Below are 24,404 nucleotides of genomic sequence, written 5' to 3'. Positions count from 1 at the left end.
TTAATCAAGAAAATTCGCTAGAGGTAAGCCTTTCTTTTAAAAAAAGCATAAAAAAAGCTCTCCAACTAAATGGACAGCTTTTTTAACATTACCTATGTGAAACTAAACCTATCTTGGTTCAACAAGAAACTTAATTGCAGTTCTTTCCTCCCCATCAATAGTAATTGATGAAAATGCAGGAACAGTGATAATATCAATTCCATTTGGTGCTACAAAACCTCTGGTAATTGCAATTGCTTTGATTGCCTGATTCACTGCTGCTGCCCCCACTGCCTGTATTTCTGCTGTTGATTTACCTCTTAGAATTGCTGCCAATGCTCCGGCGACCATCTTCGGCTGTGATTGTGCTGATACCTTTAATACTTCCATACATTCATCCTCCTCAATTAAATGTAAATTATATAAATTAAAAATTATATAAATCTCTCTCTGTATATTGCTATTCACTTATCAGTGACCAGAGGTTATACTACAACCTGCTATAATTCTATTTTATAACATTACTGTTCAACAAACAATATTACAAAATTAATATTTTATATCATAAAGTTCATGTTTGTCTTTGGATATTCTAACTAAAATACTATTATACTTATATTTTCCCTTTAAATACATAATATTCGACTTTTTTTGTCCAATTACATTTGATATTTTTTCCTTGCTTGTACATATAACAATATCATTTTTTTTATTTAATCCTCTTTTTATTATTTCTTTTTCTATTGAAATAAGAGCAATCCTAGATTCAACTAATTGTCTCAATGCAGGATGAAAAGGTCCTTCTATTACATCACCATTTTTACTTATATTATCAGTTGGTTGAAGCCCAATTCTAATTACATTTATACCATTAGCTCTATATATTTGAACTAACTCTGTACACAGATTAACAGTGTCATCTATAGTTAGAGGAATGTATTCCCTATTATAATACATTTTTTCAATATATGTGTCTTTTATTACTAATAATGGATATATTCTCACTAGGTCAGGAGAAATCTCAACTACTTTTTTTGCAGTATACAAAGCCCTGTCAGATGTGTCTTTAGGAAGACCCACCATGGTCTGAATACCAAGAATAAAACCATTTTCCTTAATTATCTTTGATGCTCTATAAACATCGTCAATCCCATGCCCTCTTGAAGCAGTTTTTAATACTTCCTCATCTAAGCTTTGAACGCCAAGTTCTATTGTAGATACATTATAATGTTTTAAATAATTTAGTATATCCTGATTTATATAATCAGGACGTGTTGACAGGCGAATTTTCTTTACATAACCATTTTCTATATACTCATTGGCAATTTGTAGAAATTTTACCTGTTCTTCTTTTTTTATACCTGTAAAACTTCCACCATAAAACGCTATTTCATCTACTTCTCCTTTAGGAACTGAATTTATAAATGATTGTATAATGCTGTGCATTTGTTTTTCATCCATATCTTTTATTTGTCCGCTTATATTTTTTTGATTACAAAAAACACAATCAAAAGGACATCCCTTATGGGGAATAAAAATTGGTATAATTATTTTTCTCTTATTCATTTTACTTCCTTACTTATATATCATTATTATTTTTAGTTTTTATTTATTGATTCAATTGTTTCCTTAGCAGCCATCTGTTCTGCTTCCTTTTTAGTTCTACCTTTTCCTCTACCCGCTGGTCTGTCATCTATTTTTACTTGAGAAATAAATACTTTATTATGATCTGGACCTTTTTCATCAATAATTTCATACACAACCTTTTTTTCATTACTTCTTTGTAAAATTTCCTGTAGCTGAGTTTTGTAATCCATGAATATTATACCTTTTATGGACTCTTCAATCATTTCACCCATATGATTCAACACAAAAAATCTTGTCCTCTCTATCCCTGCGTCTAAATACAGTGCCCCAATTAAAGCCTCAACGGAATCTGAAAGAATAGATATCCTAGATCTTCCACCAGTGTTTTCTTCGCCCTTCCCTAAAAGAAGATATTCTCCAATATTTATATTTTTTGCACATCTTGCAAGGGATGCCTCACATATTACATTTGATCTAAATTTTGTCATTTCTCCTTCAGACAAATTATAATATTTATTATAAATGTCTTCGCTGATAATCATATTCAACACAGTATCACCTAAAAATTCAAGCCTTTCATTGCTTGTGAAATTTTGGCTTTTGTATTCATTGGCATAAGAACTATGAGTAAGTGCTAAAATGATGTTATTTTTGTCTTTAAAAGTATACCCTATTTTTCCCTCTAGTTTTTTTATTTTTTTTAAAATCTCTTCAAACTTTTCCATGCTGCCTCCTAAAGCAAGTAAAAATAAAACGCTTTTTAAGGTTCATATCTTTTTATTACAATTGAAGCATTATGACCACCAAATCCCAATGAATTTGATAACACACTTGAAACATCTGCTTTTCTACCTTCATTTGCCACATAATCAAGGTCACATTCTGGATCCTTTGTCTTATAATTTATTGTAGGCGGTACAAAACCGTCCTTAATTGAAAGAGCTGAAATTATAGCTTCTACAGAGCCTGCAGCTCCAAGCAAATGACCTGTCATAGATTTTGTCGAGCTAACCGGCATTTTTTTTGCCTTTTCTCCAAACACTGACTTTATGGCAGCAGTTTCAAATTTATCATTAAACTCTGTAGATGTTCCATGTGTATTTACATAGTCAATGTCATCTGGCGTTAAATTTGAATCCTTTATTGCCATCTTCATACACATCACTCCACCCTCTCCTTCAGGACTAGGAGCTGTAATGTGATAGGCATCATTAGTAGAAGCATATCCAACCACTTCAGCTATAATATTTGCATTCCTCTTTAAGGCATGTTCCAATTCTTCAATAACCAGTATACCTGCACCTTCCCCCATAACAAAACCATCTCTGTCCGCATCAAAAGGTCTGCATGCAGTTTGTGGATCTTCACAAGTGGACATTGCCTTCATTGAACAAAAACCTGCAAATGACATTGGAGTAATTGATGCCTCAGATCCACCTGTAATTATTACATCTGCATCTCCTCGTTGAATAACCTTAAATGCATCTCCAACAGCATTAGTAGATGTTGCACATGCAGTAACCACACATTCATTAAAACCTTTTGCACCATATTGAATAGCGATACGTCCAGTTGCCATATTTGATATCATCATAGGAATAAAAAATGGACTTACTCTGCCAGGTCCTCTTTTATTTAACACATTATGTTGGTTCTCAAAGGTTTGAATTCCTCCTATACCAGATCCTACAACAACTCCAAATCTATAATTATCTAATTTTTTAACATCCAATTCTGACATATCAACAGCCATTTTAGAAGCTGCCATGGCAAACTGAGTAAACCTGTCCATCCTTTTTGCTTCCTTTTTTTCAATGTACATTGTTGGATCGAAATCATTTATTTCAGCAGCAACTTTAGAAGTCATATTTGAAACATCAAATGTTGACACTTTTGATATACCACATTTACCATTCTTTATAGAATTCCAGAACTCATTTACTTCATTACCTAATGCAGAAACAACCCCCATACCGGTAATAACTACACGCTTTTTCATAATTTAACCTCCAGTGCTAATTGTAAAAACTGTACCACTAATAATTTAGATTAAAAACAATATATTTAAACATCTTCTTTTGAATAGTTTCTAAATAGATGTATGGTAAATCTCTTTTAAAATTATCTTTTTAAAAAAAAGTCCCTCCACTAAGGGACTTTTTTTATGAATTACTCTTAATGTACTCAACAACATCTCCCACTGTAGAAATCTTTTCAGCCTCACTATCAGGAATTTCAAGATCAAACTCTTCTTCAAGAGCCATTATTAATTCAACAATATCTAATGAGTCTGCTCCTAAATCATCTATAAAGGAAGATTCCATAGCTATTTCTTCTTCTTCAACACCTAACTGTTCAACAACAATTTTTTTAATCTTATCTAACACTATCATTCACCTCCTTCCACAGGGGGTATTTATTTAACAATGTACAATCATATTGTCTCATAAAAAAATATTACAATATGATAATATTACATTACTAGTCCTCCGTCAATATGTATTACTTGACCTGTTACATAATTTGAATCTTCAGATGCAAGAAAACCAATAACATTTGCCACGTCTTCAGGCGTCCCAAACCTTTTTAATGGAATATTATTTAAATAATTCTCTTTTACATCATCAGCTAAAACATCCGTCATCTTACTTTCGATGACTCCAGGTGCAACTGCATTACAGGTAATGTTTCTTGATGAAAGTTCTTTTGCAGTTGACTTTGTAAGACCTATTAATCCTGCCTTTGATGAAGAATAATTTGCTTGACCCCGATTTCCCATAACACCTGCTACAGATGCGATGTTAATAATCGTACCTTTTCTCTTTTTCATCATAGGTCTTACAACTGCCTTAGTACACAAAAATGCACCTTTTAAATTTATATCTAAAACATCGTCCCAATCTTTTTCAGACATTTTAATTATAGGTTTGTCTTTGGTTATTCCTGCATTATTAACCAATATATCTATGCTTCCAAATTCCTCAATAGAAGCTTTAACCATCGCTTCATTATCTTCTAAATTTCTAACATCACCCTTTGTAACAAGTACGTTTATTCCTAAAGATTTAAGCTCTTCTGCAGTAGCATCAACACTATCAGATTGCAAAATATCATTTAAAACGATATTAGCCCCCATTTGTCCAAGCTTTTTAGCAACAGCTTTTCCTAAACCTCTACCGGAACCTGTTACAATTGCAGTTTTCCCCTCTAACTGCTTAATATTCATTAGTCTCTCTCCCTTCATCTTTTATTTGCAAGTAAATATTCTATCTAAATTACATGATTTCACTTAATGTTTTATTTAAAGAAGCAATATCTTCAACATTTAAAACTTTAACTTTTCTATTTATTTTTTTTACAAATCCACAAAGTGTCTTTCCAGGACCTATTTCAATAAATGTATCTATACCTTTTTCTAACATATTTTTAATAGAGTCTTCAAACAAAACTGGACTGCTTACCTGGCTTATTAACAAATCTTTTACTTTTGATTTATCTAAAATATATTCTGAAGTTACATTGGTTACCACAGGAATTTTAATATCATTTAAATTAATTTTATCAAGTTCTTCTTTTAATCTGTCTCCTGCCGGTTTTAACATGCTACAGTGAAAAGGTGCACTCACTGGAAGTACCATTGCCCTTCTTGCTCCTTTTTCTTTTGCAACCTCTATTGCCCTGTCTAAAGCCGCTACCTCTCCTGCTACGACAATCTGACCTGGACAGTTGAAATTTGCAGGTTCAACCACTCCCTCTTTAGATGCCTCTTCACAAATACTCAAAACTTTTTCTCTGTCAAGACCTAAAATAGCTGCCATTGTACCTTTTCCCAAAGGCACAGCTTCCTGCATATATCTTCCTCTTTTCTTTAATAAAGGCACAGCATCTTTAAAGTCAATTGTTCCTGCCTCCACATGTGAGGTATACTCACCTAGGCTCAAACCTGCAACAACTTCAGGAACTATTCCCTTTTCCTTTAAAGGCTGCATACATGCAATACTTGTAATTAAAATAGCAGGCTGTGTATTTTCAGTAATTTTAAGAGTCTCATCGTCACTTTCAAAAATCATCTTTTTTGTATCAAAACCAAGTGCTTCAGACGCCTCTTTATATATCATATCGGATGATTTATATTCCTTTGCTATCTCTTTTCCCATGCCTACATATTGAGCACCTTGGCCAGAAAATAAAAATGCAATCTTGCTCATAGTAGCCCCCCTTTTTCTATAACTCTATTAATTTTCTAATATTTTTACTTACTCCACTTAATTGCTGCTGAAGCCCAAGTAAGTCCACCACCAAAGGCAACTAAAACTAAATTATCTCCTTTAGAAAATATATTATTTTTATAGGCTTCTTCCAGTCCAACTGGTATTGATGCAGAAGAAATATTACCATACTTGTGAAGGTTGGAAAAAATTTTATCTTTAGAAACTTTCAACCTCTTCGCTGCTCCATCTAATATTCTGATATTTGCCTGATGAGGAACGATAAGTTTTACATCATCTAAAGATAAATTAGAATCTTCTAATACCTTTTTTGTTCCCCTCTCCATAACCTTAACTGCAAATTTAAAAACTTCTCCTCCATCCATCCATAAAACTCTTTTGTTTTCTCTTTTTCTAACCTCTAAATCTTCATCACTTGCATAACAAGAAGGTGCAGTAATGTATCTTCCTAAATCACCATTAGCACCAATATGGGTAGACATAATACCATACCCATCTTCTACACGTCCTAACACTGCCGCTCCAGCACCATCTCCAAAAAGAACGCATGTATTTCTGTCTTCCCAATCGACAATTTTAGAAAGACCTTCACATCCTACTACAAGAATGTGCTTATAATAACCACTTTGAATAAATTGATTTGAAACTGTCAGCCCATAAATAAAGCCTGAACATGCCGAATTTAAATCAAAAGCAGCCGCATTTGTTGCCTTAAGGCTACCTTGAACAATACATGCCATAGAAGGTGTGTAATAATCCGGGGTTTCAGTTACCACAATTATCAAATCTAAATCTTCAGCAGAAATGCCTGCATCATCTAAAGCTTTTTTAGATGCATCAACTGCAAGTTCATGTGCTGGTTCATCCTCAGCAAGTACTCTTCTTTCTGAAATACCAGTTCTTTTTACTATCCATTCATTTGTTGTATCTACCATTTTTTCTAAATCAAAATTAGTTAAAACCTTTTGCGGCAAACTGCTTCCTACCCCCTGTATTCCACAGCTATACATCTTATTCAATGTTTTCAACCTCCATATTAGAAAATTCTTCTTTAATGCTTTTGAGTACATTTTCACTTGCAAATCTGCTTGCCTTTATCACAACATTTTTTACTGTTTTTGCACTGGAATTTCCATGGCTCTTTAGCACCAATCCATTAACCCCTAGTATTGGAGCTCCTCCATGTTCTTCAGCATCTAAGCCTTTTTTAAATTTCTTAATTCCACTTTTTATCATTAGACCTGATAATTTAGTCATAAAACCTTTATTAAAAATATTTTTTAATGCTCCCATAAAAAATGATGCTGCTCCTTCTAAAAATTTAAGAAGAACATTTCCTGTAAATCCGTCACAAACAATTACATCAACCTTACCTATCATAACATCGTTGCCTTCAATATTTCCAACAAAATTCACATTTGAATTTGAAAGTAAATTATGAGCTTGTTTTAAAACTTCATTGCCTTTCCCCTCTTCTGAACCAATATTTACAAGGCCAACACGAGGTTCTTTTAATCCAAGCATTGCTTTTGAATATATAGAACCCATAACACCAAATTGTTGGTAATTTATCGGTTTGCATGTAGTATTAAGACCTGCATCAATAATAAGACCTTTTCCCTTTTTAGTAGGTATCATTGCAGCAAGAGACGGTCTGTCAACACCTTTTGTTCTGCCTAAAATCAAAAGTGCCCCTGCCATCAATGCACCACTGTTACCACAGGAAACAAATATATCGCCTTTTTTCTCCTTAAGCATTTTAAATCCAACTACCATTGAAGAATCCTTTTTAGTTTTAATTGCTCTAGTAGGAACATCTTCTACAGTTATAACTTCAGATGTCTCACGAATTTTAATTCGATTACCATTAAAATTCCTTTTATCTAATATCTCTGTAATTTTATTTTTGTCTCCTAGTAGTAATATTTCAAATCCATCAACTTCATTAACAGCATCTATACATCCATTAACAACAGAATCCGGTGCACTGTCTCCACCCATTGCATCTACCAATATTATCAAAACTTTCACTCCCGGAAAAATAATCATTTCTTACTAAACACTATTCTATTTAAAGCTTATATCAAAAGCCCCGCTGTATTTTATTATTAAATTTTTAACTATATTCTTGTTTAACATAGTTAAAAATTTTTTTCAAGGGATACAAGTATAAATTTCCCTCTAAAAACTTCAATCTGTTTATGCAAAATTTTCACCCAAACTATGTTTTTGTTGTCTTTTACCTGTTTTACTTCTGCTTTTGCTAAAAGTTTGTTTCCTGAATAAACTGGCGTTTTATACTTTATATTTGCCACACCTACTAAAGCTACATCAGCATCAATCACTGCAATTGCTAGGGATTCTGCAAGGGAATAAATATAATGTCCTCTAATTATTTTAGTTTTTTCAAATGCCATACTGTCATTTGTCTCAAGTATTGATATACCACCAACACTTAAAGAAATATCTAAAAGTTCCCCAACTATTTCTTTACCTTTAAGTGATTTTACCTTGCTGTGATTTTTTTCCGCCACATTTTTAATTCTTTCTCTTAGCTCAGGAATACCCAATTCAAGTCTGTCAAGTCTTATGGTGGGAATGCTCACTTTAAAAATGTCTGACAACTCTTCATCTGTTAAAAAGGGATCCTGTGACAGCTTCTCTAATAAAACAGACTGTCGTTCCTTCTTCACAGATGACGGTCTGCTCATAAAACCACCTCTTTTAACTGTACTTAAAACATTTAATATCATATGTTTTATATAATCGCACCATATTTTAATGCATCCTTTACATGTTTATAAAAACACCATTTTCTGTACAGGATTTTTATTTTATTTAATATAATTATCACCTGATACTAATTGTTAATAATAAAAGTATATTATATTTTTTTTGTTTGTGCAAGAATTTCCTCAAATTTTTATTTAAAATCATTTATTAAAGTCAATTACACTTGAATTTTTCATTATATAATCATACGCTGAATATATAGTTGCACCGACGGCAATAAGCATTAAATATCTATCTAAAGGGAAATCAAACCACAAACTAATAGGATAATTTTTTAACAGTGTGGCAATTATTGCTACAATTTGAGTTATTGTTTTTATTTTTCCCCACTTGCTTGCTGCGATAACTATCCCATCACTTGCTGCAACCAGTCTCAATCCAGTGATAATAAATTCTCTTCCTATTATAACCGCTGCAGCCCATGAAGTGAGATCATTTCTTTCAACAAGTGCAATTAAAGCAGCTGTAATAAGAAGCTTATCTGCAATAGGATCTAAAAACTTTCCAAATCTGGTTATCTGTTTTCTCTTTCTTGCTATGTATCCATCTAATCCATCAGTACTTGCCGCAATAAAGAAAAGAAAAGCAGCAAAATAATTTCCGTAATTTAAAATATACTCGTTTACAGATTTTAGCTGAGGACGCATAAAACTAAGCATATTTGCTTCAAACATCCAGTCAGGTATTGGTATTATTAACAACATAAAAATCGGTACCATAAGTATTCTTGATAAAGTTAACTTATTGGGAAGATTCATTTACAACCTCTCCTATTAAATCATATTGATCAACATTTAATATTTTTACATTTTTAAACTTTCCAATTTCAAGGGGTTCCATACTTGTAAAATATATAGAACCGTCAACATCTGGAGCTTCTTTATATGTTCTACCATAATAAAATATTCCATCATCCGAAACTCCTTCTACCAAAGTTTTATAAACTTTGTTTATTCTTTGTTTATTCTTTTTTAACACAATTTCTTTTTGCAACTGCATTATATCATTTTTTCTTGATTCTTTTACATTCCTTTTAATTTGAGGCTTTAGATTATAAGCCAAGGTTCCTTCTTCTTTAGAATATGTAAACACTCCTAATCTGTCAAATTCATTGTTCTTAACAAAGTCATACAAAATTTTAAAATCCCTGTCATCTTCCCCTGGAAATCCAACAATTAATGACGTTCTGATAACAATATAGGGTATTTTTTCTTTTATTTTTTCAAGAACATGTTTAACATTTTCAGAAGTTCCCCTTCTTCCCATTTTCCCCAGTATGTTATCACTGGCGTGTTGTATGGGAATATCTATATATTTTACTAGTTTTGAATTAGATGAAAGCTCCTCTATTAACGCATCATCAATTTCTTCTGGATAACAGTAAAGAAGCCTTATCCATTCTATTTCATCAATTTGACTTAACTCTCTTATCAAATTGACAAGCTCTTTTTTGTTATATATGTCTTTCCCATAGCTGGTAACATCTTGAGCTATAAGAACAATTTCCTTTACACCTTTTTGTGAAAGGTATAAAGCCTCATTTTTAATATCCTCAATTTTTCTGCTCTTATAAGCACCTCTTAAAGCAGGAATAACACAATATGTACAGCAATTGTCACAACCTTCAGCTATTTTTAAATAGGCATATCCATTTTTTGTAGATAACACTCTTTTTTCATTTAAATATTTAATGTTATCACCTTTATTTAAGTCTGTATAATGTTTTCCCTTTCCCTCATAAGCACTTTGTATTACTTGGGCAATATTTCCATATTCACCTGTTCCAACAACAGCATCTACTTCCGGCATTTGTTTGATTATTTCATCCTTATACCTTTGAGCTAAACAACCTGTAACAATTAAAAATTCACAATTGTTATTTTTAAATTCAGACATTTCTAATATTGTATTAATTGACTCTTCTTTTGCAGAATCAATAAATCCACAGGTATTAACAATTATAATATTTGCTTTTTCTTCATCATTAGTTACTTCAAATTTTTCTTTTTCTAATAATCCTAACATTATTTCACTGTCAACTAAATTTTTTGCACATCCCAGTGAAACAAGACCTATTTTCTTTTTCAAAACTTGCACCTCAAAACAATATTAATATATTACTTAACTCTATTTTAAGGCTTTATACTCTTTTTACAATTGTATAAAAGAGTTATACTTAAACCTTAAAATACAAAATGAGTCTATTATATTATTAACTCTTACAGGGTAAAAGTCAATTACTTTTTATCAAATCTTCGGGAATAAGTTTTTCCGCCCTGTTAATTAATTCTTCTATTTCCGATTTTAGTCTAGATATTTCCCCTTCTAAACCCTCAGGTTCTATTCCAAGCTCATCTAGTTCTTTTAATATTTCCTGCTTTTGTTTGTTTAAATCCTCCAGCCTAGCTTCTGCCCTAATTCTAAGATTCTTAGCTTTATCCAAATTTTCCTTTATTGTATTTATCTTTTTTTCATATTCGGACATTATTTATTCTCCTCCTTGTAATGAGCAATAATATTATTTATCATATCCTGCCCAATTAAACTATCGCATAAGGGACACTTTCCCCTGTTTTTTAAAACCTTTATATATTCATTCAAATGTTTTTCCACTTTATTTTTCTCTTCATCAATGTAATTTGATCCATCTTTTATTCTTTTGGAGTTTTTTGTATATATTTCATTTAAATCAATTAGCTTTTTTTCTAATTTCATCTTTTCATCAATCTTTTTTATTATACTTTTAGTTTCATTAACATTATCACATGCTTTTACCTGCTTTTCAACATTTAATATATCTTTTTTACATAAATTATATTTATTCTGATATAATTTAAGCTTATCTATATTTAAGTTGTTTTCAAAAACCTTATTAATTATCTTTTCAACATCATAAATGTCTTTTGTCTCTTTTAAAGTTATCTCTCCATTAAATGTATCTTTTTGTATATTATTTAAAATTGTTTGATGCTTTTTAATTTTCTCATATCTTAAAGCCTTTTGTTTTATAGTTTCACCTAGCTCAATACCTATGTTTACATTACCAGTTTTCTCTAAAATTTCTCTTCCATCATCTATTTCTTTTTGTATATTACTTAAAATTATTTGATGCTTTTTAATTTTCTCATATCTTAAAGTTTTTTGATTTGTAGTATTAACAAGTTCAATTCCTCTGTTTACATTATCAGTTTTATTTAAAATTTCCTCTTTATCAACTACCTCTTTTTGTATATTGCTTAAAGCTGTTTGATACCTTTTAGCTTTCTCATATCTTAAAGTTTTTTGATTTGTAGTATTAACAAGTTCAATTCCTCTGTTTACATTGTCAGTTTTATTTAAAATTATATCTATATTTTCTATACCCTTTTTAACTTCTAAAAACCTTTTTTGTACACTTACTAAACTGTTTAGTTTTAAAAGGTTTAATTCAATAGTTTTTAAAACCATTTCTCCTTCATTTATTTTGTCAAGCTTTGAAAGCATTTCATTAGCTTTTAAACATCTATTTTCTATATCTTCTAATTTTAGTCGCTTATGTTCTAACTTTTCAATTCTATCTATTGAAATTTCAAGCTCTGTTATAATATTTTTCGATTGGTCTAATTTTTCTTTTAATGTATCTAAGTCTTTAAACTCTAAAAGTTTTTCATCTATATTTTCTAATTCATTATCAAGTCTTTCCTTTGTCTGATTTTCTCTTCTTAAATCTATAGCACTGTCTTTAATAGATTTATCTAATATGTGAAGTCCAGTCATCCTCCCGATAGCCTTTGCACGTAATGCACCGGATTCTGAAAGGAGAAAAGGACCTTCTAGTTGTCCCCCTATATTAATACATGATTTTTTATCTGCATCTAAAATAACTTTTGGAATTCCATGGGCTTTAACCACTTCATGAGGAACTTCATTTCCAAAGCCCTCAAAAACAGTGGCATTTCCTTCACTATCTTTTAAGATATATCTATTTTTACCCGAACTTCTCTCTCTTGTTATTGTGTAACCGTTACTTATCTCTAATGTTACTTTTGCACACTTAGTACCCTGCCTTATATACTCAGTTCCTCTAGGTTCATTATAAAGTACCCATTTAATAGCCCTTACTATAGCTGACTTTCCATGATCTGATGCTCCAATAATTACATTTAGACCATCTTTTAAGGTGATTTGAGTATTTTCATGGGATTGAAAATTTTCAATTTCAATTTTTTCAATTTTAATCATTTTGTTCCTCTCCCTTAGAAAAACTTTCACGGGCAATCCCGATTCTTCTCAACGCCTCTTCTTTGACTTCACGACTAAGCTCCTGATTTGAAGTTATCTCATCAATAATCTTGAAAAGGTCTATTTTTTTATACTCACCTTTAGAGGAAATCCCCTGATAAAATTCATGCAATTTTAAATTTCTATCTTTTGACATCTCAAGCTGTTCCCTGTCTAACACTTCTTCCCCCGGAAGTGCTGTTTTTAGTTGAATTTCTTCTACATGAATTTTTTCTTTTACTTCTACAAACACAACGCTGGGCTTTCTTTTTATCTCAGCTAAACTGTTAGAAATTCTCACAATACTTCCTGTGTTTATAAAAAATTTATCATTTCTTTTTTTTATACCAAAACCACTGTGATAGTGACCTGCAAGAGTTATATCTGCTTCTGTATCTTTTATATCATCAAGAAGTGTATAGGCAATTCCTTTAAAAAAGGGCTTTGAAAGAAGCATACCATGAATGATATTAATGGTATAATCTACATCATCAGGCTTTTTTACAATGTAGTATTTTTTATAGTATTCTTCACTGTCAATGTCATAATTATATGGTCTGCCTGTAATCTTAGTGGATATTCCGCCTTTTTTTAAAACCATCTCATCATCATACCCTAAAAGAGTAACTATTCCTGTACCTTCTAGAAGTCCTAACATGGTTCTTCCGATGGTTTTAGGGTTATGTCCATAGATATCATGATTGCCTGCAATGGTATAAATAGGTTTATTAAAACCTTTTATAATAATAGCAAATTCTCTTACTATAGAAGGAGAAATATCCGGTCTGTCAAACCAATCTCCTCCATGCAATATATAGTCTACATCCAAATCTTTGGAAATGTTTATGATTTCCTCAAATTTAGACTTTAATGTTTCATAAAAGTTATCTTTTCTATTTTTAGGGGTAGTTCCTCTAATATGAGAATCTGTAAAAAAAAGAAACTTCATCTATGTCTCCTCTTTCAGTTAATTTTTTACTTCAGGAATAGTTAATAAATAACATCCCAATCTAATAGCTCAGCCCTCATTAAATCATCGGGATTTTGTCCTTGAGGATAGGGCGTTATTTCTAAGATATTCCTCAATAATTATATCATACTATTTTAAGTTATTATATTTTTTTATATATTCACTCCACCACTCTTGATTTTGTATAGTACTGTGTTCTTTTCCAAGATGAGAAGCATCACCTTCTAAAAGCACTTTAAACTTGTCCTCATCATGTTCAACAATTGTAATAGAAGTATTGTCATACCACTTAACCTTTATCATTTTAGTAAGATCACACTGAAAAAAGTAACACATCAATGCTCTTATTGCTGTACCATGAGTAACTATACATATATTTTTATCTTTATTATTTTTAATAATGTATTCAACTTGATCAATTAGTCTTTTTTGAAATTCCACCATATTCTCACCATTTGGCATTTTGTGACTATGAGGACTATTTTCCCATGTATCATATTCTTTCGGCCACAACCCAGGTAAGTCCTCCCATTTCTTGCCTTCCCATTCTCCTCCGTTTATTTCTTTTAATTTATCAGTTCTTATAATTGGAAGGTTTTTTAATTTTGCTATATATTCTGCTGTACTAATAGTCCTTTTCATACTGCTTGAATAAATTACATCTATTTTTTTGTCTATAAGACTCTGTGCTGCAAGTTTTGCTTGTACATGTCCTTTTTTTGTAATATCAGCATCTGTCCAACCATGAAATATTCTGTTAAGATTACCTTCAGCTTCTGCATGACGAACAAAAATTAGTGTTGTTTTCATAATATATTCCTTTCTAGAAACTTGTATTATTATAATATAGTCTATAGTTATTATGCTTCTTTTTCAAGCATTATTTCATAGTGGGTTACTCACAATTTAGAGCCTGTAAATACTCCTAAAGAGGATTTACAGGCTCTACAACTTGCTCTATAATGTTTGTTTTGTATTAAAACTCATAATAAATTTTTTACCTATAATATATTTTTTCGGATTTAACCAGTTATTTTCATATTTATTTTGTGCTACTATTAAATTTGCATTTTAAAAACTAATTTTAATCTATTTAAAAAATATGTACCAATAACTTTATATAATAATTTAAGTTCACGATTAAGCTGTTTCCCAAACCACATCAGATTACGTCAATAATTTACATTGTTATACTGATTCAAGTTTTTAATTTAAATTTTTATACCGAACTTCTTTTATTACCTTTTATAACTTTTATTTCTACTTCCTGCTTTTCTAATTTACTGTCTATTGTTTCTAATATTTCACTATGTTTTTTAAGTTGTTGTGTATTTTGTTTCCACCCATCAAATAAAGCTTCTAACTTTTGTCCATGATTGTTTTCAATTCTAGTGACTACATTCTCAAGCCTTTGTTGTCCTGCTTTCAGTCCTCCAAAGTCATCTTTTAATCCACCAACTTCATCTTCAAGCCTTTGTTGTCCTGCTTTCAGTCCTCCAAAGTCATCTTTCAGTCCACCAACTTCATCTTCAAGCCTTTGTTGTCCTGCTTTCAGTCCTCCAACTTCATCTTTTAATCCTCCAACTTCATCTTTTAATCCACTAACTTCTGTAGCTATTAATTCTAGTAATTCCCTATCAGTCATTTTTACTCCCTCCTTTTAACTATAAAATTTTATGTGTTTAATTATATAATGTACTAGGTATAAATACAATATTTATATTAATTTTGTCCCAATAATTTAAGTTCAAATATTTTACTTTCTACTTAGTAATGCCTTAAAAATAATTTCGTATTCTCAAGGTTTCTTTTTTAGTTGTAACTACTTTATCCATATCCAATAACTTATAAAGGTTTTTGTTTTTTTACTATTATTACAAACAAATCATTAAAAGTAAAGGATATTGACACTTATTGTTATATATGTATATAATATAGCTGAGTAAAATAATATATAATGTGAAAGGTTGGGCATAATGAAGATTAAAATTTTGCTTTTTTTAAGTTTAATTAGTTTTTGCTTTTTGTACAGCTGTAATTCTAACGAAACCGAAGACAAAAAAAAATGGGCTTACCCTCCTGCTGTAGTATGGGAAGATACTCATTATTACGTACAAGATATGAGCAAATGCATTAATAAAAATGATATTGAAAATAAGATTGGTGAAATAACTAAAGTAATTGATGGTAGCAAGTTTCCTGAAGAAAATGGGGAAGCAAATACTTTTGATGTAGGATGTGCAGTTTATAAAATAAAAGATATAGATACGACAGACTCTATAGCAGTTGAGTATAATGACAAATATTACCTCTGCGAAGCAAAAGAAGAGTAAACATTAAATAACTCCACCTTATGGAAGATGGAGTCGTAAAATTACATAAAAAGAAGCAGGAGTGTACTCCTGCTTCTTTTTACTTTTACTCAAATATCACTTCTACTATGTGTTCATTTCCGTCAGTAAAGACAGGAACAAGATTTCCATCTATCTTATCACCATCAACAGTTATAGTTGCATCACAATCTGCCAAGCGATAGAAACCCTCAGGCTTACTAACACTTACATTATATAAAGCCCTACCTGTATTCACCACATAATTCATTGATTCTTGGTCTTCTTTTAATATAGGATCTATAATTATACCATTTATATTGTACTCAACACCAATAGCTGATATCATTGTAAGGTTTAGCCATGTTGCTGTTCCACTTAAAAGAGGCCCTATATTTTCCCCTGTTTCACTGTTGTTATACTGAGTACAAATTCTTGGATTTCCACATATGGCAAATGGATTTTCCATTGATTTAAACGGCAATACAAGTTCTACCATCCAGTAACCAAGATTTGCAAGCCTAGCTGCTAACTCCTTATCTTTAACCTTTTTAGCTGCTTTAAACATTGCTGCAGTAGCCATCATAGTTGCATGTTTAAATACCGCACCATTTTCCCTGTCACCTGGATAATAGTTTCCAGCTGCAGTATCTTCTGCAACTTTCCCTAAATCTGTAGGAGTAACAAGCTTAATGCCATATGGAGTTTTTAAATGTTTATCTATTACATCCAGCATACTTCTAATCTGATCTTCACTTGCACAATCTGCAAGTACAGCCCAGCTAAAAGAATTTATAAAGTATGAGCCATCTAAATCAGGGTCAGCAGATAAATTATCGCCTTTTGAACCTAAATAACAGAATTCACCTTTTCCATATCTGTTAAATAACGCTCTTGCAAAAAATACATCCTTCCATGCATGCTCTTGGATATTATCATATAAGCTTTTAGCCAACTGCTTTAGCTCTTTATTGTAATCTGAATCTTTCTTTTCTTCTGAAAGTTCAATCATTTCGTCTATTGCGACCTTTAAAAGAAATGCATTCATAACGCTTTCAGTATAATCACTTTCAAAAGAATCTCCCATTTCTCCATCATTGTTCTTAAGCTGCTCTTTATATTGTTTTTCCTTTTCAATTCCATTTATAAAGTCACTGTCAAGCCTTAAACAATCGTTCCAATCTGCAAAATCAAGAAGTGGCATTTTGTGTTTTCCAACAGAAATCTCTGCTGAGTATTTGATTATTGCTTTAATTGTTTCATATACAGGTCTAGTTGAAATAGTAGGATTACCTGCCACTATTACTTCCTCATTTAAGAATTCTAGGTCCCCTGTAAGATTGATATATCGGTAAGCAGCCTGTATAAACCATAGTGCATCGTCAGACCATCTTCCTGGTTCCTTACCTTCCCAGTAAAAATTATGATACGCAAATCCAAGTTCAAATACCTTTGAACACCATTCTTTTAAAAGCTGTTTAACAAAGTCAGGCTCTCCCATACTCACAAAGTAATACATTGTAGCAAAAATATCCTGAATTTCTCTAAAACCTATTTCTCTGTAACCTTTCTGGGTCTGACCAAAAGACCTTGAAACAAATGTCTGATACAAAATCTGAAACGGAAGGTTTCTATTAAAATAAGTATTTAGCTGTTCATCCTCTGAGTTTAACTGGACAAAATTCCTGTATTGATCATAAAACTCTATATTTTCATTTAATGCTTTCAAAACCTCTTCTTTATCTATAAACTTAGTAATAAGATTTGAAACTTCCTCTATTAAAGTATTATCCTTATCAAAATCAGGATTTGCCTTACTTGAAACAAGTCCGGTAAAATTATCAACCACTCTAACATCATCTGGTTCAACTGCAATATCTCCAGCTAATGCAAAAAAACCAGGGCCTTTTTTATACAAACTGTTGCCAAGCTTACTAATATTTTCAGGATTTTCTAAAGTTCCATTACCAACAAAGTCATTATAATTTGAACAAAATTCCTTCGGAAATTCTACATTTTTACCATCTCTAATCATCAGTGTACTAAATCTCAAATCTTCATGACATGATTCAGGATAATAGTCAGGTGATATAGCAGCTATGCCTCCATCATCCTGCCTTAATACAGAAGCCTGCATTATAACATTTGTATACACAACATCTTCAAATATTGCGTGAGGCTTTCCAGTGCCAAACATTCCTGTATATACAATTTTTAAGTCTCTTTTCTTTCCTGATACATTTTTTATTTCAATTCGCTGTGTTTCTGTTGCCAATGGCAATCCATTAAACTGAGGAAGTATAAAAATAGTTCTTTTAATTTCAAGACCACATTTTGTTTTGTACTGTATAACACTATGGTTTTGTGAATGAGTACAAACTGCAGATTCTATATTTTCATCATTTACATCTGCTGAATAAAATATTTTTTTGAAATTTTCTACAAGATAAAACTGACGATTTGCAGGAAAACCATTTTCCTCGGCTCTCATATCCCATCTTGTTGCTAAAACTTGGGTATCTGCATGGGACCTAAAGGCTCCTCTCCCAACTCTGTCAACAACGCTCTTAGGAGTTGTCTGAAGGGCATAGTCATAACCCATTCTGTTACCCATTAAAAGATTAACGTAAAAATGGGGGCCTGGTGATGGAGTACGCAAATCAACTGTGTGTTCTCCTCTTTCATTTAAAACTCCTGCCCATTGATTAGAGTTTTTCAGTATTCTTTTAATTCCCTGTTCAATTGCAGTAGGTACCAACACTTCCTTTTTTGAACCATCTTTGTATATCTTTACCTCATCTTCTTGTAAAAACAATAATATTGAAGATGAATCACCACACTGTTGTAATATATAAGCTGATACCTGTTCATCTTTAAGAAGTTGCAAAACAGCTGGAGCTTTAAAAGGCAAATTTGCAACTCCAATAACTGTTTTATAATTGGTATTAACAAAAATTGAATCAACAATTATTTTTTTATCTAACAAATTTTTAAAACATTCTCTTAGTACCTTTTCAGGGGATAGTTTAAAATCTCTGGCTACAATTTTCTGTAACATAACAGACCTCCATTTTTTTCATTTTAATAATATCTAATACCTTAATCGCCTTTTGTTTTTATTTAAGGAATACCTTAGAAATAACGCCCTATTCTCAAGAAGAAAATCCCGATGATTTAACAGGTTTTTGACTATGAGAATCAGATGTTATTTCTTAGCCATTATTTAAAGGTATTTTTCTATTAACAAGGCTAAAAATCCTTTTTATTAATAGTTATTATATATGTAGGCAGTATTTAATTCAAGGGTTTATACTGTTTTTCTCAATCAATATAATTTAACTTTTCCAATTACATCATAAACACTTTTAAAATCATGAATTTTCATATAGTTTTTGATACCATTTACAACATCAACACAGGCGGCAGGATTTACAAAATTCGCCGTTCCCACCATTATCGCACTGGCTCCAGCTAACATAAATTCAATGGCATCATCTCCATTCGAAATACCTCCCATACCTATTACAGGTACATTTACAGACTGTGCTACTTCATAAACCATCCTAACTGCAATTGGCTTTACTGCAGGTCCTGACATACCACCCATATTATTGGCAAGAACAGGCCTTTTTTTGTGTATATCAATTGCCATGCCTAAAATGGTATTGATAAGTGATATGGCATCTGCTCCTTCCTCTTCTGCAGCTTTAGCTACTTCTTTTATATCGGTTACATTGGGCGTAAGCTTTACTATAAGAGGCTTTTTGCAATACTTTCTTACTTTTTTTGTGATTTCACTAATTCCTTCAGAAGTAGTTCCAAAAGCTGCACATCCTTTTTTTACATTTGGACAGGAAACGTTGAGTTCAATGCCGTCAATATCCTCATCCGATAATATTTCTGCCATTTCGCAATAGTCTTCTATTGTATTTCCTGCAATGTTGACAATAATTTTAGTTTTGTGCTTTCTCAAAAAAGGGATTTCATCTCTTATAAACCCTTTAACACCTGGGTTTTGAAGCCCTACACTATTTAAAATTCCTGCTGGAGTCTCTGCAATTCTTGGCGGTTTGTTTCCCTGCCTAGACTCTAAAGTTAATCCCTTTACTGATATACCTCCTATCATATCAAGGTCAGTATAATCTTTAAACTCTCTTCCAAATCCAAACGTACCAGATGCCGCAATAACAGGATTTTCAAACTTCATTCCTTTTATATCAACACTTAAATCAGTCATCGAAAATCACCTCATTACTCCAAAATACAGGCCCGTCCTTGCATACATGACTATATTTCCACCCATCGTCACTTTTTGTTTTACAAGCACACACAAGACACGCCCCTATTCCACAACCCATTCTCTGCTCTAAAGAAACCTGACATTTAATTTCATTTTCCTTTGCTATATCCACAACCTTCTTTATCATAGGCGTCGGTCCACAGGTATAAATTATATCAAACTTACTACTTTTAAGCTGCTCTTCTAAGGGAACAGTTATAAGTCCCTTAGAACCTTCGCTTCCATCATCAGTGGAAATAAAAAGTTTATCAGAGTTTTTTTCAAATTCATCTTTTAATACAACAAAGTCTTTATTTCTAAAACCTAAAAAAGCTGACTTTTTTGCAGCTTTTATCTCACTTAAAAGATACAAAAGTGGAAAAACTCCTATACCTCCACCAACAACAGCTACATTTTTGACTTCTTTCAATATTGTAAAAGGATTCCCTAAAGGCCCAATTAAATCTACTTTATCGCCAAGTGTTTTCTTTGACAAATATTCTGTACCAATCCCCTTTACTTGAAATACAATGTCAATGCATTTTTTTTCTTTGTCCACATTGCATATACTGATAGGTCTTCTTAAAAGAGCATTTATTCCATCACAGCACTTAATATTAACAAACTGTCCAGGATATGCCCTTTCCACTATATATTCTGAATTAATAGTCATTTTATAAATAGACCTTGATAATTTTTCTACACTTTCAACCTTTTCACTTAAAATCCTAGACATATTATCCTCCAAAAACACTCAAATTAATCACTTCAAAATCCTTTTCATCTTTTTTAATTTTAACACAATCAACAACAGCCCTTGCCGTATCAAGTGAAGTAAGACATGGTATGGACATTTCCACTGCCTTTCTTCTTATCTTAAAACCATCTCGATCGGGTTTTCTTCCCTTTGTTGGAGTATTAATTATAAGACTGATTTTTCCCGATTGAATTAAATGAAGTATATTTGGTTCACCTTCTCCAATTTTTCTAACTGCATTAGTTGCAATTCCTTGGTTGTTTAACATATTAGCAGTTTTTCCTGTTGCATAAAGGTCAAATCCAAGTTTTTCAAATTCTTCTGCAATCGGTATTAATTCGGTCTTATCAGTATCCCTAACGGTCATAAGAATTCCTCCACCTTTTTTAGGAATTTTTATACCTGATGAAATAATAGCTTTGTATAAAGCTTCAGGTAATGTTTTTGCAATACCTAAAACCTCACCAGTTGATTTCATTTCAGGTCCTAAACTGATATCCACATCGTGAAGTTTTTCAAAAGAAAACACTGGTGCCTTTACTGCAACATATTCTGATTCTTTATAAAGCCCTGTTCCAAACTCAAAATCCGAAAGTTTTTTACCCATCATAATGCGTGTAGCAATATTCACCATTGGAATGCCTGTCACTTTGCTTATATATGGAACTGTACGACTAGAACGTGGATTTACCTCTATAACATAAACTTCATTATCATAATAGACATATTGAATGTTAATCAAGCCTATAACATTGAGTGCTTTTGCAAGCCTTTTGGTATAGTCAACCACTTTTTTCTTTATACTTTCATCAATAGTCTGTGTTGGGTAAACAGATATACTGTCACCAGAATGCACTCCTGCTCTTTCTAGATGCTCCATTATGCCTGGAATCAAAATGCTTTCACCATCACAAATTGCATCAACTTCTATTTCCTTACCCATCATATATTTGTCTATTAATATAGGATGCTCCTGTTTTACTCTGTTTATTATTTCCATAAATTCTTCAATGTCTTTTTCATTAAATGCAATCTCCATTCCCTGACCGCCAAGCACATAAGATGGTCTTACTAAAACAGGATATTTAAGTTCTTGTGCAACTTTTAATGCCTCATCTAGTGTAAACACAGTCTTACCTTGAGGTCTTGGGATTTTGACCTCTTCTAGTATTGCATCAAACTTTTCTCTGTCCTCTGCTGCGTCAATATACTCTGGCTCTGTTCCAAATATTTTGACACCCATTTCATCAAGTGATTTTGTAAGCTTAATGGCTGTTTGACCTCCAAATTGAACTATTGCTCCATCTACTTTTTCAGTTTCTACAATGTTTTTAACATCTTCATCTGTTAACGGCTCAAAATAGAGTCTGTCTGCAGTATCAAAATCTGTACTTACAGTTTCAGGATTATTATTTGCAATTATAGTTTCATAGCCCTCTTCTTTTAGTCCCCATATTGAATGTACCGAACAGTAGTCAAATTCTATTCCCTGACCTATTCTTATTGGTCCAGAACCAATTACTAGTATTTTTTTGTTTTTGGATGGCTTTGTTTCACAGTGTTGATCGTAAGTTGAATAATAATAAGGGGTCATTGCTTCAAACTCTGCTGCACAGGTATCTACTGTTTTATACACTGCACAAACACCGAATTCTTTTCTTTTTTGCAAAACATCTTTTTCGTCGCACCCAATATACTTTCCAATTATATTATCGGTAAAGCCCATTTTCTTTGCCTTTTTCATCACTTCTATAGTAAGACCCTCTAATTTAATGGTTTTGAGGTTTTCTTCCATATCTACAATTTCCTTTATTTTGCTCAAGAAGAATAAATCAATTTTTGTAATTTGATGAATATCTTCTACCGAAACATTTCGCCTCATTGCCTCTGCTATCACAAAAAGCCTTTCATCATCAACATCTTTAACCTTTTTTCTTATTTCATCATCGGTAAATTTTTTATAAATATCCTGCTCTAATGTAAAAATTCCAAGCTCTAAAGATCTTAATGCTTTCATCAAAGCTCCTTGAAGAGACGTACTGATAGACATTACTTCACCAGTGGCTTTCATTTGAGTTCCAAGAGTTCTTCTAGCTTTTACAAATTTATCAAAAGGCCATTTTGGTATTTTAACTACCACATAGTCAAGAGTTGGTTCAAAACATGCTAGTGTTTTTTTAGTTACAGCATTCTCAATTTCATCCAATCCATACCCTATAGCTATTTTTGATGCCACCTTTGCAATTGGGTATCCGGTAGCTTTTGACGCAAGGGCTGATGACCTGCTCACCCTTGGATTAACTTCTATTACTGCATATTCAAAACTTGTAGGATGAAGAGCAAGCTGAACATTACAACCTCCTTCAATCCCTAAAGTAGAAATAATTTTTAATGAAGCAGTTCTAAGCATCTGGTACTCTTTATCAGAAAGTGTCTGTGAAGGTGCTACAACTATACTATCTCCAGTGTGAACACCTACAGGATCTATATTTTCCATATTACAAACTGTAATTACATTCCCCTTGCTGTCACGCATAACCTCATACTCAATTTCCTTCCAACCTGAAATACATTTTTCAATTAACACCTGATGAACTCTGCTAAGTCTGAGTCCTGTACTCCCTATTTCTTTTAACTGCTCTTCATTGTATACAATACCTCCACCAGCACCTCCCATTGTATAGGCTGGTCTTATAACAACAGGATATCCAATTTCCTCTGCAAAAAGCATTGCATCTTCGATTGTCCCAACCACTTTGCTTGCTATACAAGGCTCTCCAATACTCTCCATAGTATCTTTAAATGCCTGTCTGTCTTCTGCCATTTTAATTGCATCAGTTGCAGTTCCTAAAAGTTTAACATTATTTTCTTTTAGAAAATTTATCTCTTCAAGCTCCATGGCAAGATTTAATCCTGTCTGTCCTCCTAACGTCGGAAGTATACTGTCTGGCTTTTCTATTTTTATTATATTTTTGACTGAGTCTAAAGTAAGAGGTTCTATATAAACCTTATCTGCAATATTAATATCTGTCATTATTGTTGCTGGATTACTGTTTACCAAAACAACTTCAATATTTTCTTCTTTTAAAGCTCTACAAGCCTGTGTTCCTGCATAATCAAACTCTGCAGCCTGTCCTATAACTATAGGACCTGAACCAATAACCAAAACCTTTTTAACATCATTTCTTTTAGGCATTTAACATCCCCCCTCTTTAGGCTT

22 protein-coding genes are annotated in these 24,404 nt (G+C 32.0%); 1 reads left to right on the top strand and 21 read right to left on the bottom strand.

What is annotated here, in order from left to right; all coding sequences use genetic code 11:
* Nucleotides 1-108 precede the first annotated feature (108 nt).
* The 17 genes from RBH29_RS02280 to RBH29_RS02200 form a co-directional block, all read right to left on the bottom strand.
* The gene (locus tag RBH29_RS02280; protein ID WP_148893934.1) at nt 109-369 is read right to left on the bottom strand and encodes a stage V sporulation protein S; all 261 of its coding nucleotides are present in this window, start codon (nt 367-369) and stop codon (nt 109-111) included.
* 159 nt (nt 370-528) lie between these two features.
* Nucleotides 529-1,545, bottom strand: coding sequence for an elongator complex protein 3 (locus RBH29_RS02275; RefSeq protein WP_306694841.1), 1,017 nt, complete (start codon nt 1,543-1,545; stop codon nt 529-531).
* A gap of 32 nt (nt 1,546-1,577) precedes the next feature.
* Complete coding sequence (gene rnc, locus RBH29_RS02270) at nt 1,578-2,291, bottom strand: ribonuclease III (protein ID WP_306694840.1); 714 nt, start codon at nt 2,289-2,291, stop codon at nt 1,578-1,580.
* A 35-nt stretch (nt 2,292-2,326) separates the two neighbouring features.
* Nucleotides 2,327-3,565, bottom strand: a complete 1,239-nt coding sequence (fabF, locus tag RBH29_RS02265) for a beta-ketoacyl-ACP synthase II (RefSeq protein WP_306694839.1) — start codon at nt 3,563-3,565, stop codon at nt 2,327-2,329.
* Nucleotides 3,566-3,728: 163 nt separating this feature from the next.
* Nucleotides 3,729-3,956 carry an acyl carrier protein gene (acpP, locus tag RBH29_RS02260; protein ID WP_306694928.1) on the bottom strand — a complete coding sequence of 76 codons (228 nt, stop codon included), beginning with the start codon at nt 3,954-3,956 and terminating at the stop codon, nt 3,729-3,731.
* 83 nt (nt 3,957-4,039) lie between these two features.
* Nucleotides 4,040-4,792 carry a 3-oxoacyl-[acyl-carrier-protein] reductase gene (fabG, locus tag RBH29_RS02255; RefSeq protein WP_306694837.1) on the bottom strand — a complete coding sequence of 251 codons (753 nt, stop codon included), beginning with the start codon at nt 4,790-4,792 and terminating at the stop codon, nt 4,040-4,042.
* A 49-nt stretch (nt 4,793-4,841) separates the two neighbouring features.
* Nucleotides 4,842-5,774, bottom strand: coding sequence for an ACP S-malonyltransferase (fabD, locus tag RBH29_RS02250; protein WP_306694835.1), 933 nt, complete (start codon nt 5,772-5,774; stop codon nt 4,842-4,844).
* A 44-nt stretch (nt 5,775-5,818) separates the two neighbouring features.
* Nucleotides 5,819-6,805 carry a beta-ketoacyl-ACP synthase III gene (locus RBH29_RS02245; RefSeq protein WP_459076749.1) on the bottom strand — a complete coding sequence of 329 codons (987 nt, stop codon included), beginning with the start codon at nt 6,803-6,805 and terminating at the stop codon, nt 5,819-5,821.
* A gap of 1 nt (nt 6,806) precedes the next feature.
* Entirely contained in the window at nt 6,807-7,817 is a 1,011-nt protein-coding gene (gene plsX / locus RBH29_RS02240) for a phosphate acyltransferase PlsX (protein WP_306694831.1), read from the bottom strand.
* Nucleotides 7,818-7,936: 119 nt separating this feature from the next.
* Entirely contained in the window at nt 7,937-8,506 is a 570-nt protein-coding gene (gene fapR, locus RBH29_RS02235; protein WP_306694829.1) for a transcription factor FapR, read from the bottom strand.
* Nucleotides 8,507-8,728: 222 nt separating this feature from the next.
* Complete coding sequence (gene pgsA, locus RBH29_RS02230; protein WP_306694827.1) at nt 8,729-9,346, bottom strand: CDP-diacylglycerol--glycerol-3-phosphate 3-phosphatidyltransferase; 618 nt, start codon at nt 9,344-9,346, stop codon at nt 8,729-8,731.
* Nucleotides 9,330-10,676, bottom strand: a complete 1,347-nt coding sequence (gene rimO / locus RBH29_RS02225; RefSeq protein WP_306694825.1) for a 30S ribosomal protein S12 methylthiotransferase RimO — start codon at nt 10,674-10,676, stop codon at nt 9,330-9,332. The genes pgsA and rimO overlap by 17 nt, the downstream gene beginning before the upstream one ends.
* A gap of 145 nt (nt 10,677-10,821) precedes the next feature.
* The gene (locus RBH29_RS02220) at nt 10,822-11,073 is read right to left on the bottom strand and encodes a hypothetical protein (protein WP_306694824.1); all 252 of its coding nucleotides are present in this window, start codon (nt 11,071-11,073) and stop codon (nt 10,822-10,824) included.
* On the bottom strand, nt 11,073-12,809 hold the full coding sequence (locus tag RBH29_RS02215) for an AAA family ATPase (RefSeq protein WP_306694823.1): 1,737 nt from the start codon (nt 12,807-12,809) through the stop codon (nt 11,073-11,075). The genes RBH29_RS02220 and RBH29_RS02215 overlap by 1 nt, the downstream gene beginning before the upstream one ends.
* Nucleotides 12,802-13,797 carry a metallophosphoesterase family protein gene (locus RBH29_RS02210; RefSeq protein ID WP_306694821.1) on the bottom strand — a complete coding sequence of 332 codons (996 nt, stop codon included), beginning with the start codon at nt 13,795-13,797 and terminating at the stop codon, nt 12,802-12,804. The genes RBH29_RS02215 and RBH29_RS02210 overlap by 8 nt, the downstream gene beginning before the upstream one ends.
* Nucleotides 13,798-13,947: 150 nt before the next feature.
* Nucleotides 13,948-14,628, bottom strand: coding sequence for a histidine phosphatase family protein (locus tag RBH29_RS02205; protein ID WP_306694819.1), 681 nt, complete (start codon nt 14,626-14,628; stop codon nt 13,948-13,950).
* Between the two features lie 409 nt (nt 14,629-15,037).
* Nucleotides 15,038-15,463, bottom strand: a complete 426-nt coding sequence (locus RBH29_RS02200) for a hypothetical protein (protein WP_306694818.1) — start codon at nt 15,461-15,463, stop codon at nt 15,038-15,040.
* Between the two features lie 331 nt (nt 15,464-15,794).
* On the opposite strand from RBH29_RS02200, the gene RBH29_RS02195 reads away from it, so the two are divergent.
* Nucleotides 15,795-16,151, top strand: coding sequence for a hypothetical protein (locus RBH29_RS02195; RefSeq protein ID WP_306694817.1), 357 nt, complete (start codon nt 15,795-15,797; stop codon nt 16,149-16,151).
* A gap of 85 nt (nt 16,152-16,236) precedes the next feature.
* Here RBH29_RS02195 and RBH29_RS02190 read toward each other — a convergent pair whose 3' ends face one another.
* The 4 genes from RBH29_RS02190 to carB form a co-directional block, all read right to left on the bottom strand.
* Nucleotides 16,237-19,206 carry a GH36-type glycosyl hydrolase domain-containing protein gene (locus RBH29_RS02190; RefSeq protein ID WP_306694816.1) on the bottom strand — a complete coding sequence of 990 codons (2,970 nt, stop codon included), beginning with the start codon at nt 19,204-19,206 and terminating at the stop codon, nt 16,237-16,239.
* A 267-nt stretch (nt 19,207-19,473) separates the two neighbouring features.
* Complete coding sequence (locus RBH29_RS02185; RefSeq protein WP_306694815.1) at nt 19,474-20,385, bottom strand: dihydroorotate dehydrogenase; 912 nt, start codon at nt 20,383-20,385, stop codon at nt 19,474-19,476.
* Nucleotides 20,378-21,163, bottom strand: a complete 786-nt coding sequence (locus tag RBH29_RS02180; RefSeq protein WP_306694814.1) for a dihydroorotate dehydrogenase electron transfer subunit — start codon at nt 21,161-21,163, stop codon at nt 20,378-20,380. Before RBH29_RS02180 ends, RBH29_RS02185 begins: the two co-directional genes overlap by 8 nt.
* 1 nt (nt 21,164) lies before the next feature.
* Nucleotides 21,165-24,380, bottom strand: a complete 3,216-nt coding sequence (gene carB, locus RBH29_RS02175) for a carbamoyl-phosphate synthase large subunit (protein WP_306694813.1) — start codon at nt 24,378-24,380, stop codon at nt 21,165-21,167.
* Nucleotides 24,381-24,404 lie beyond the last annotated feature (24 nt).

The organism is Herbivorax alkaliphila (assembly GCF_030848475.1).
Lineage (GTDB): Bacteria > Bacillota > Clostridia > Acetivibrionales > Acetivibrionaceae > Herbivorax.
This window is presented reverse-complemented; position numbering and strand designations above follow the sequence as displayed.

Excerpts from the sequence above, each read along its gene's own strand:
- RBH29_RS02280 (WP_148893934.1), bottom strand. The coding sequence starts at position 369 with ATGGAAGTATTAAAGGTATCAGCACAATCACAGCCGAAGATGGTCGCC.
- RBH29_RS02275 (WP_306694841.1), bottom strand. The coding sequence starts at position 1,545 with ATGAATAAGAGAAAAATAATTATACCAATTTTTATTCCCCATAAGGGA.
- rnc (WP_306694840.1), bottom strand. The coding sequence starts at position 2,291 with ATGGAAAAGTTTGAAGAGATTTTAAAAAAAATAAAAAAACTAGAGGGA.
- fabF (WP_306694839.1), bottom strand. The coding sequence starts at position 3,565 with ATGAAAAAGCGTGTAGTTATTACCGGTATGGGGGTTGTTTCTGCATTA.
- fabG (WP_306694837.1), bottom strand. The coding sequence starts at position 4,792 with ATGAATATTAAGCAGTTAGAGGGGAAAACTGCAATTGTAACAGGTTCC.
- fabD (WP_306694835.1), bottom strand. The coding sequence starts at position 5,774 with ATGAGCAAGATTGCATTTTTATTTTCTGGCCAAGGTGCTCAATATGTA.
- RBH29_RS02245 (WP_459076749.1), bottom strand. The coding sequence starts at position 6,805 with ATGTATAGCTGTGGAATACAGGGGGTAGGAAGCAGTTTGCCGCAAAAG.
- fapR (WP_306694829.1), bottom strand. The coding sequence starts at position 8,506 with ATGAGCAGACCGTCATCTGTGAAGAAGGAACGACAGTCTGTTTTATTA.
- pgsA (WP_306694827.1), bottom strand. The coding sequence starts at position 9,346 with ATGAATCTTCCCAATAAGTTAACTTTATCAAGAATACTTATGGTACCG.
- RBH29_RS02220 (WP_306694824.1), bottom strand. The coding sequence starts at position 11,073 with ATGTCCGAATATGAAAAAAAGATAAATACAATAAAGGAAAATTTGGAT.
- RBH29_RS02215 (WP_306694823.1), bottom strand. The coding sequence starts at position 12,809 with ATGATTAAAATTGAAAAAATTGAAATTGAAAATTTTCAATCCCATGAA.
- RBH29_RS02210 (WP_306694821.1), bottom strand. The coding sequence starts at position 13,797 with ATGAAGTTTCTTTTTTTTACAGATTCTCATATTAGAGGAACTACCCCT.
- RBH29_RS02205 (WP_306694819.1), bottom strand. The coding sequence starts at position 14,628 with ATGAAAACAACACTAATTTTTGTTCGTCATGCAGAAGCTGAAGGTAAT.
- RBH29_RS02200 (WP_306694818.1), bottom strand. The coding sequence starts at position 15,463 with ATGACTGATAGGGAATTACTAGAATTAATAGCTACAGAAGTTAGTGGA.
- RBH29_RS02195 (WP_306694817.1), top strand. The coding sequence starts at position 15,795 with ATGAAGATTAAAATTTTGCTTTTTTTAAGTTTAATTAGTTTTTGCTTT.
- RBH29_RS02190 (WP_306694816.1), bottom strand. The coding sequence starts at position 19,206 with ATGTTACAGAAAATTGTAGCCAGAGATTTTAAACTATCCCCTGAAAAG.
- RBH29_RS02185 (WP_306694815.1), bottom strand. The coding sequence starts at position 20,385 with ATGACTGATTTAAGTGTTGATATAAAAGGAATGAAGTTTGAAAATCCT.
- RBH29_RS02180 (WP_306694814.1), bottom strand. The coding sequence starts at position 21,163 with ATGTCTAGGATTTTAAGTGAAAAGGTTGAAAGTGTAGAAAAATTATCA.
- carB (WP_306694813.1), bottom strand. The coding sequence starts at position 24,380 with ATGCCTAAAAGAAATGATGTTAAAAAGGTTTTGGTTATTGGTTCAGGT.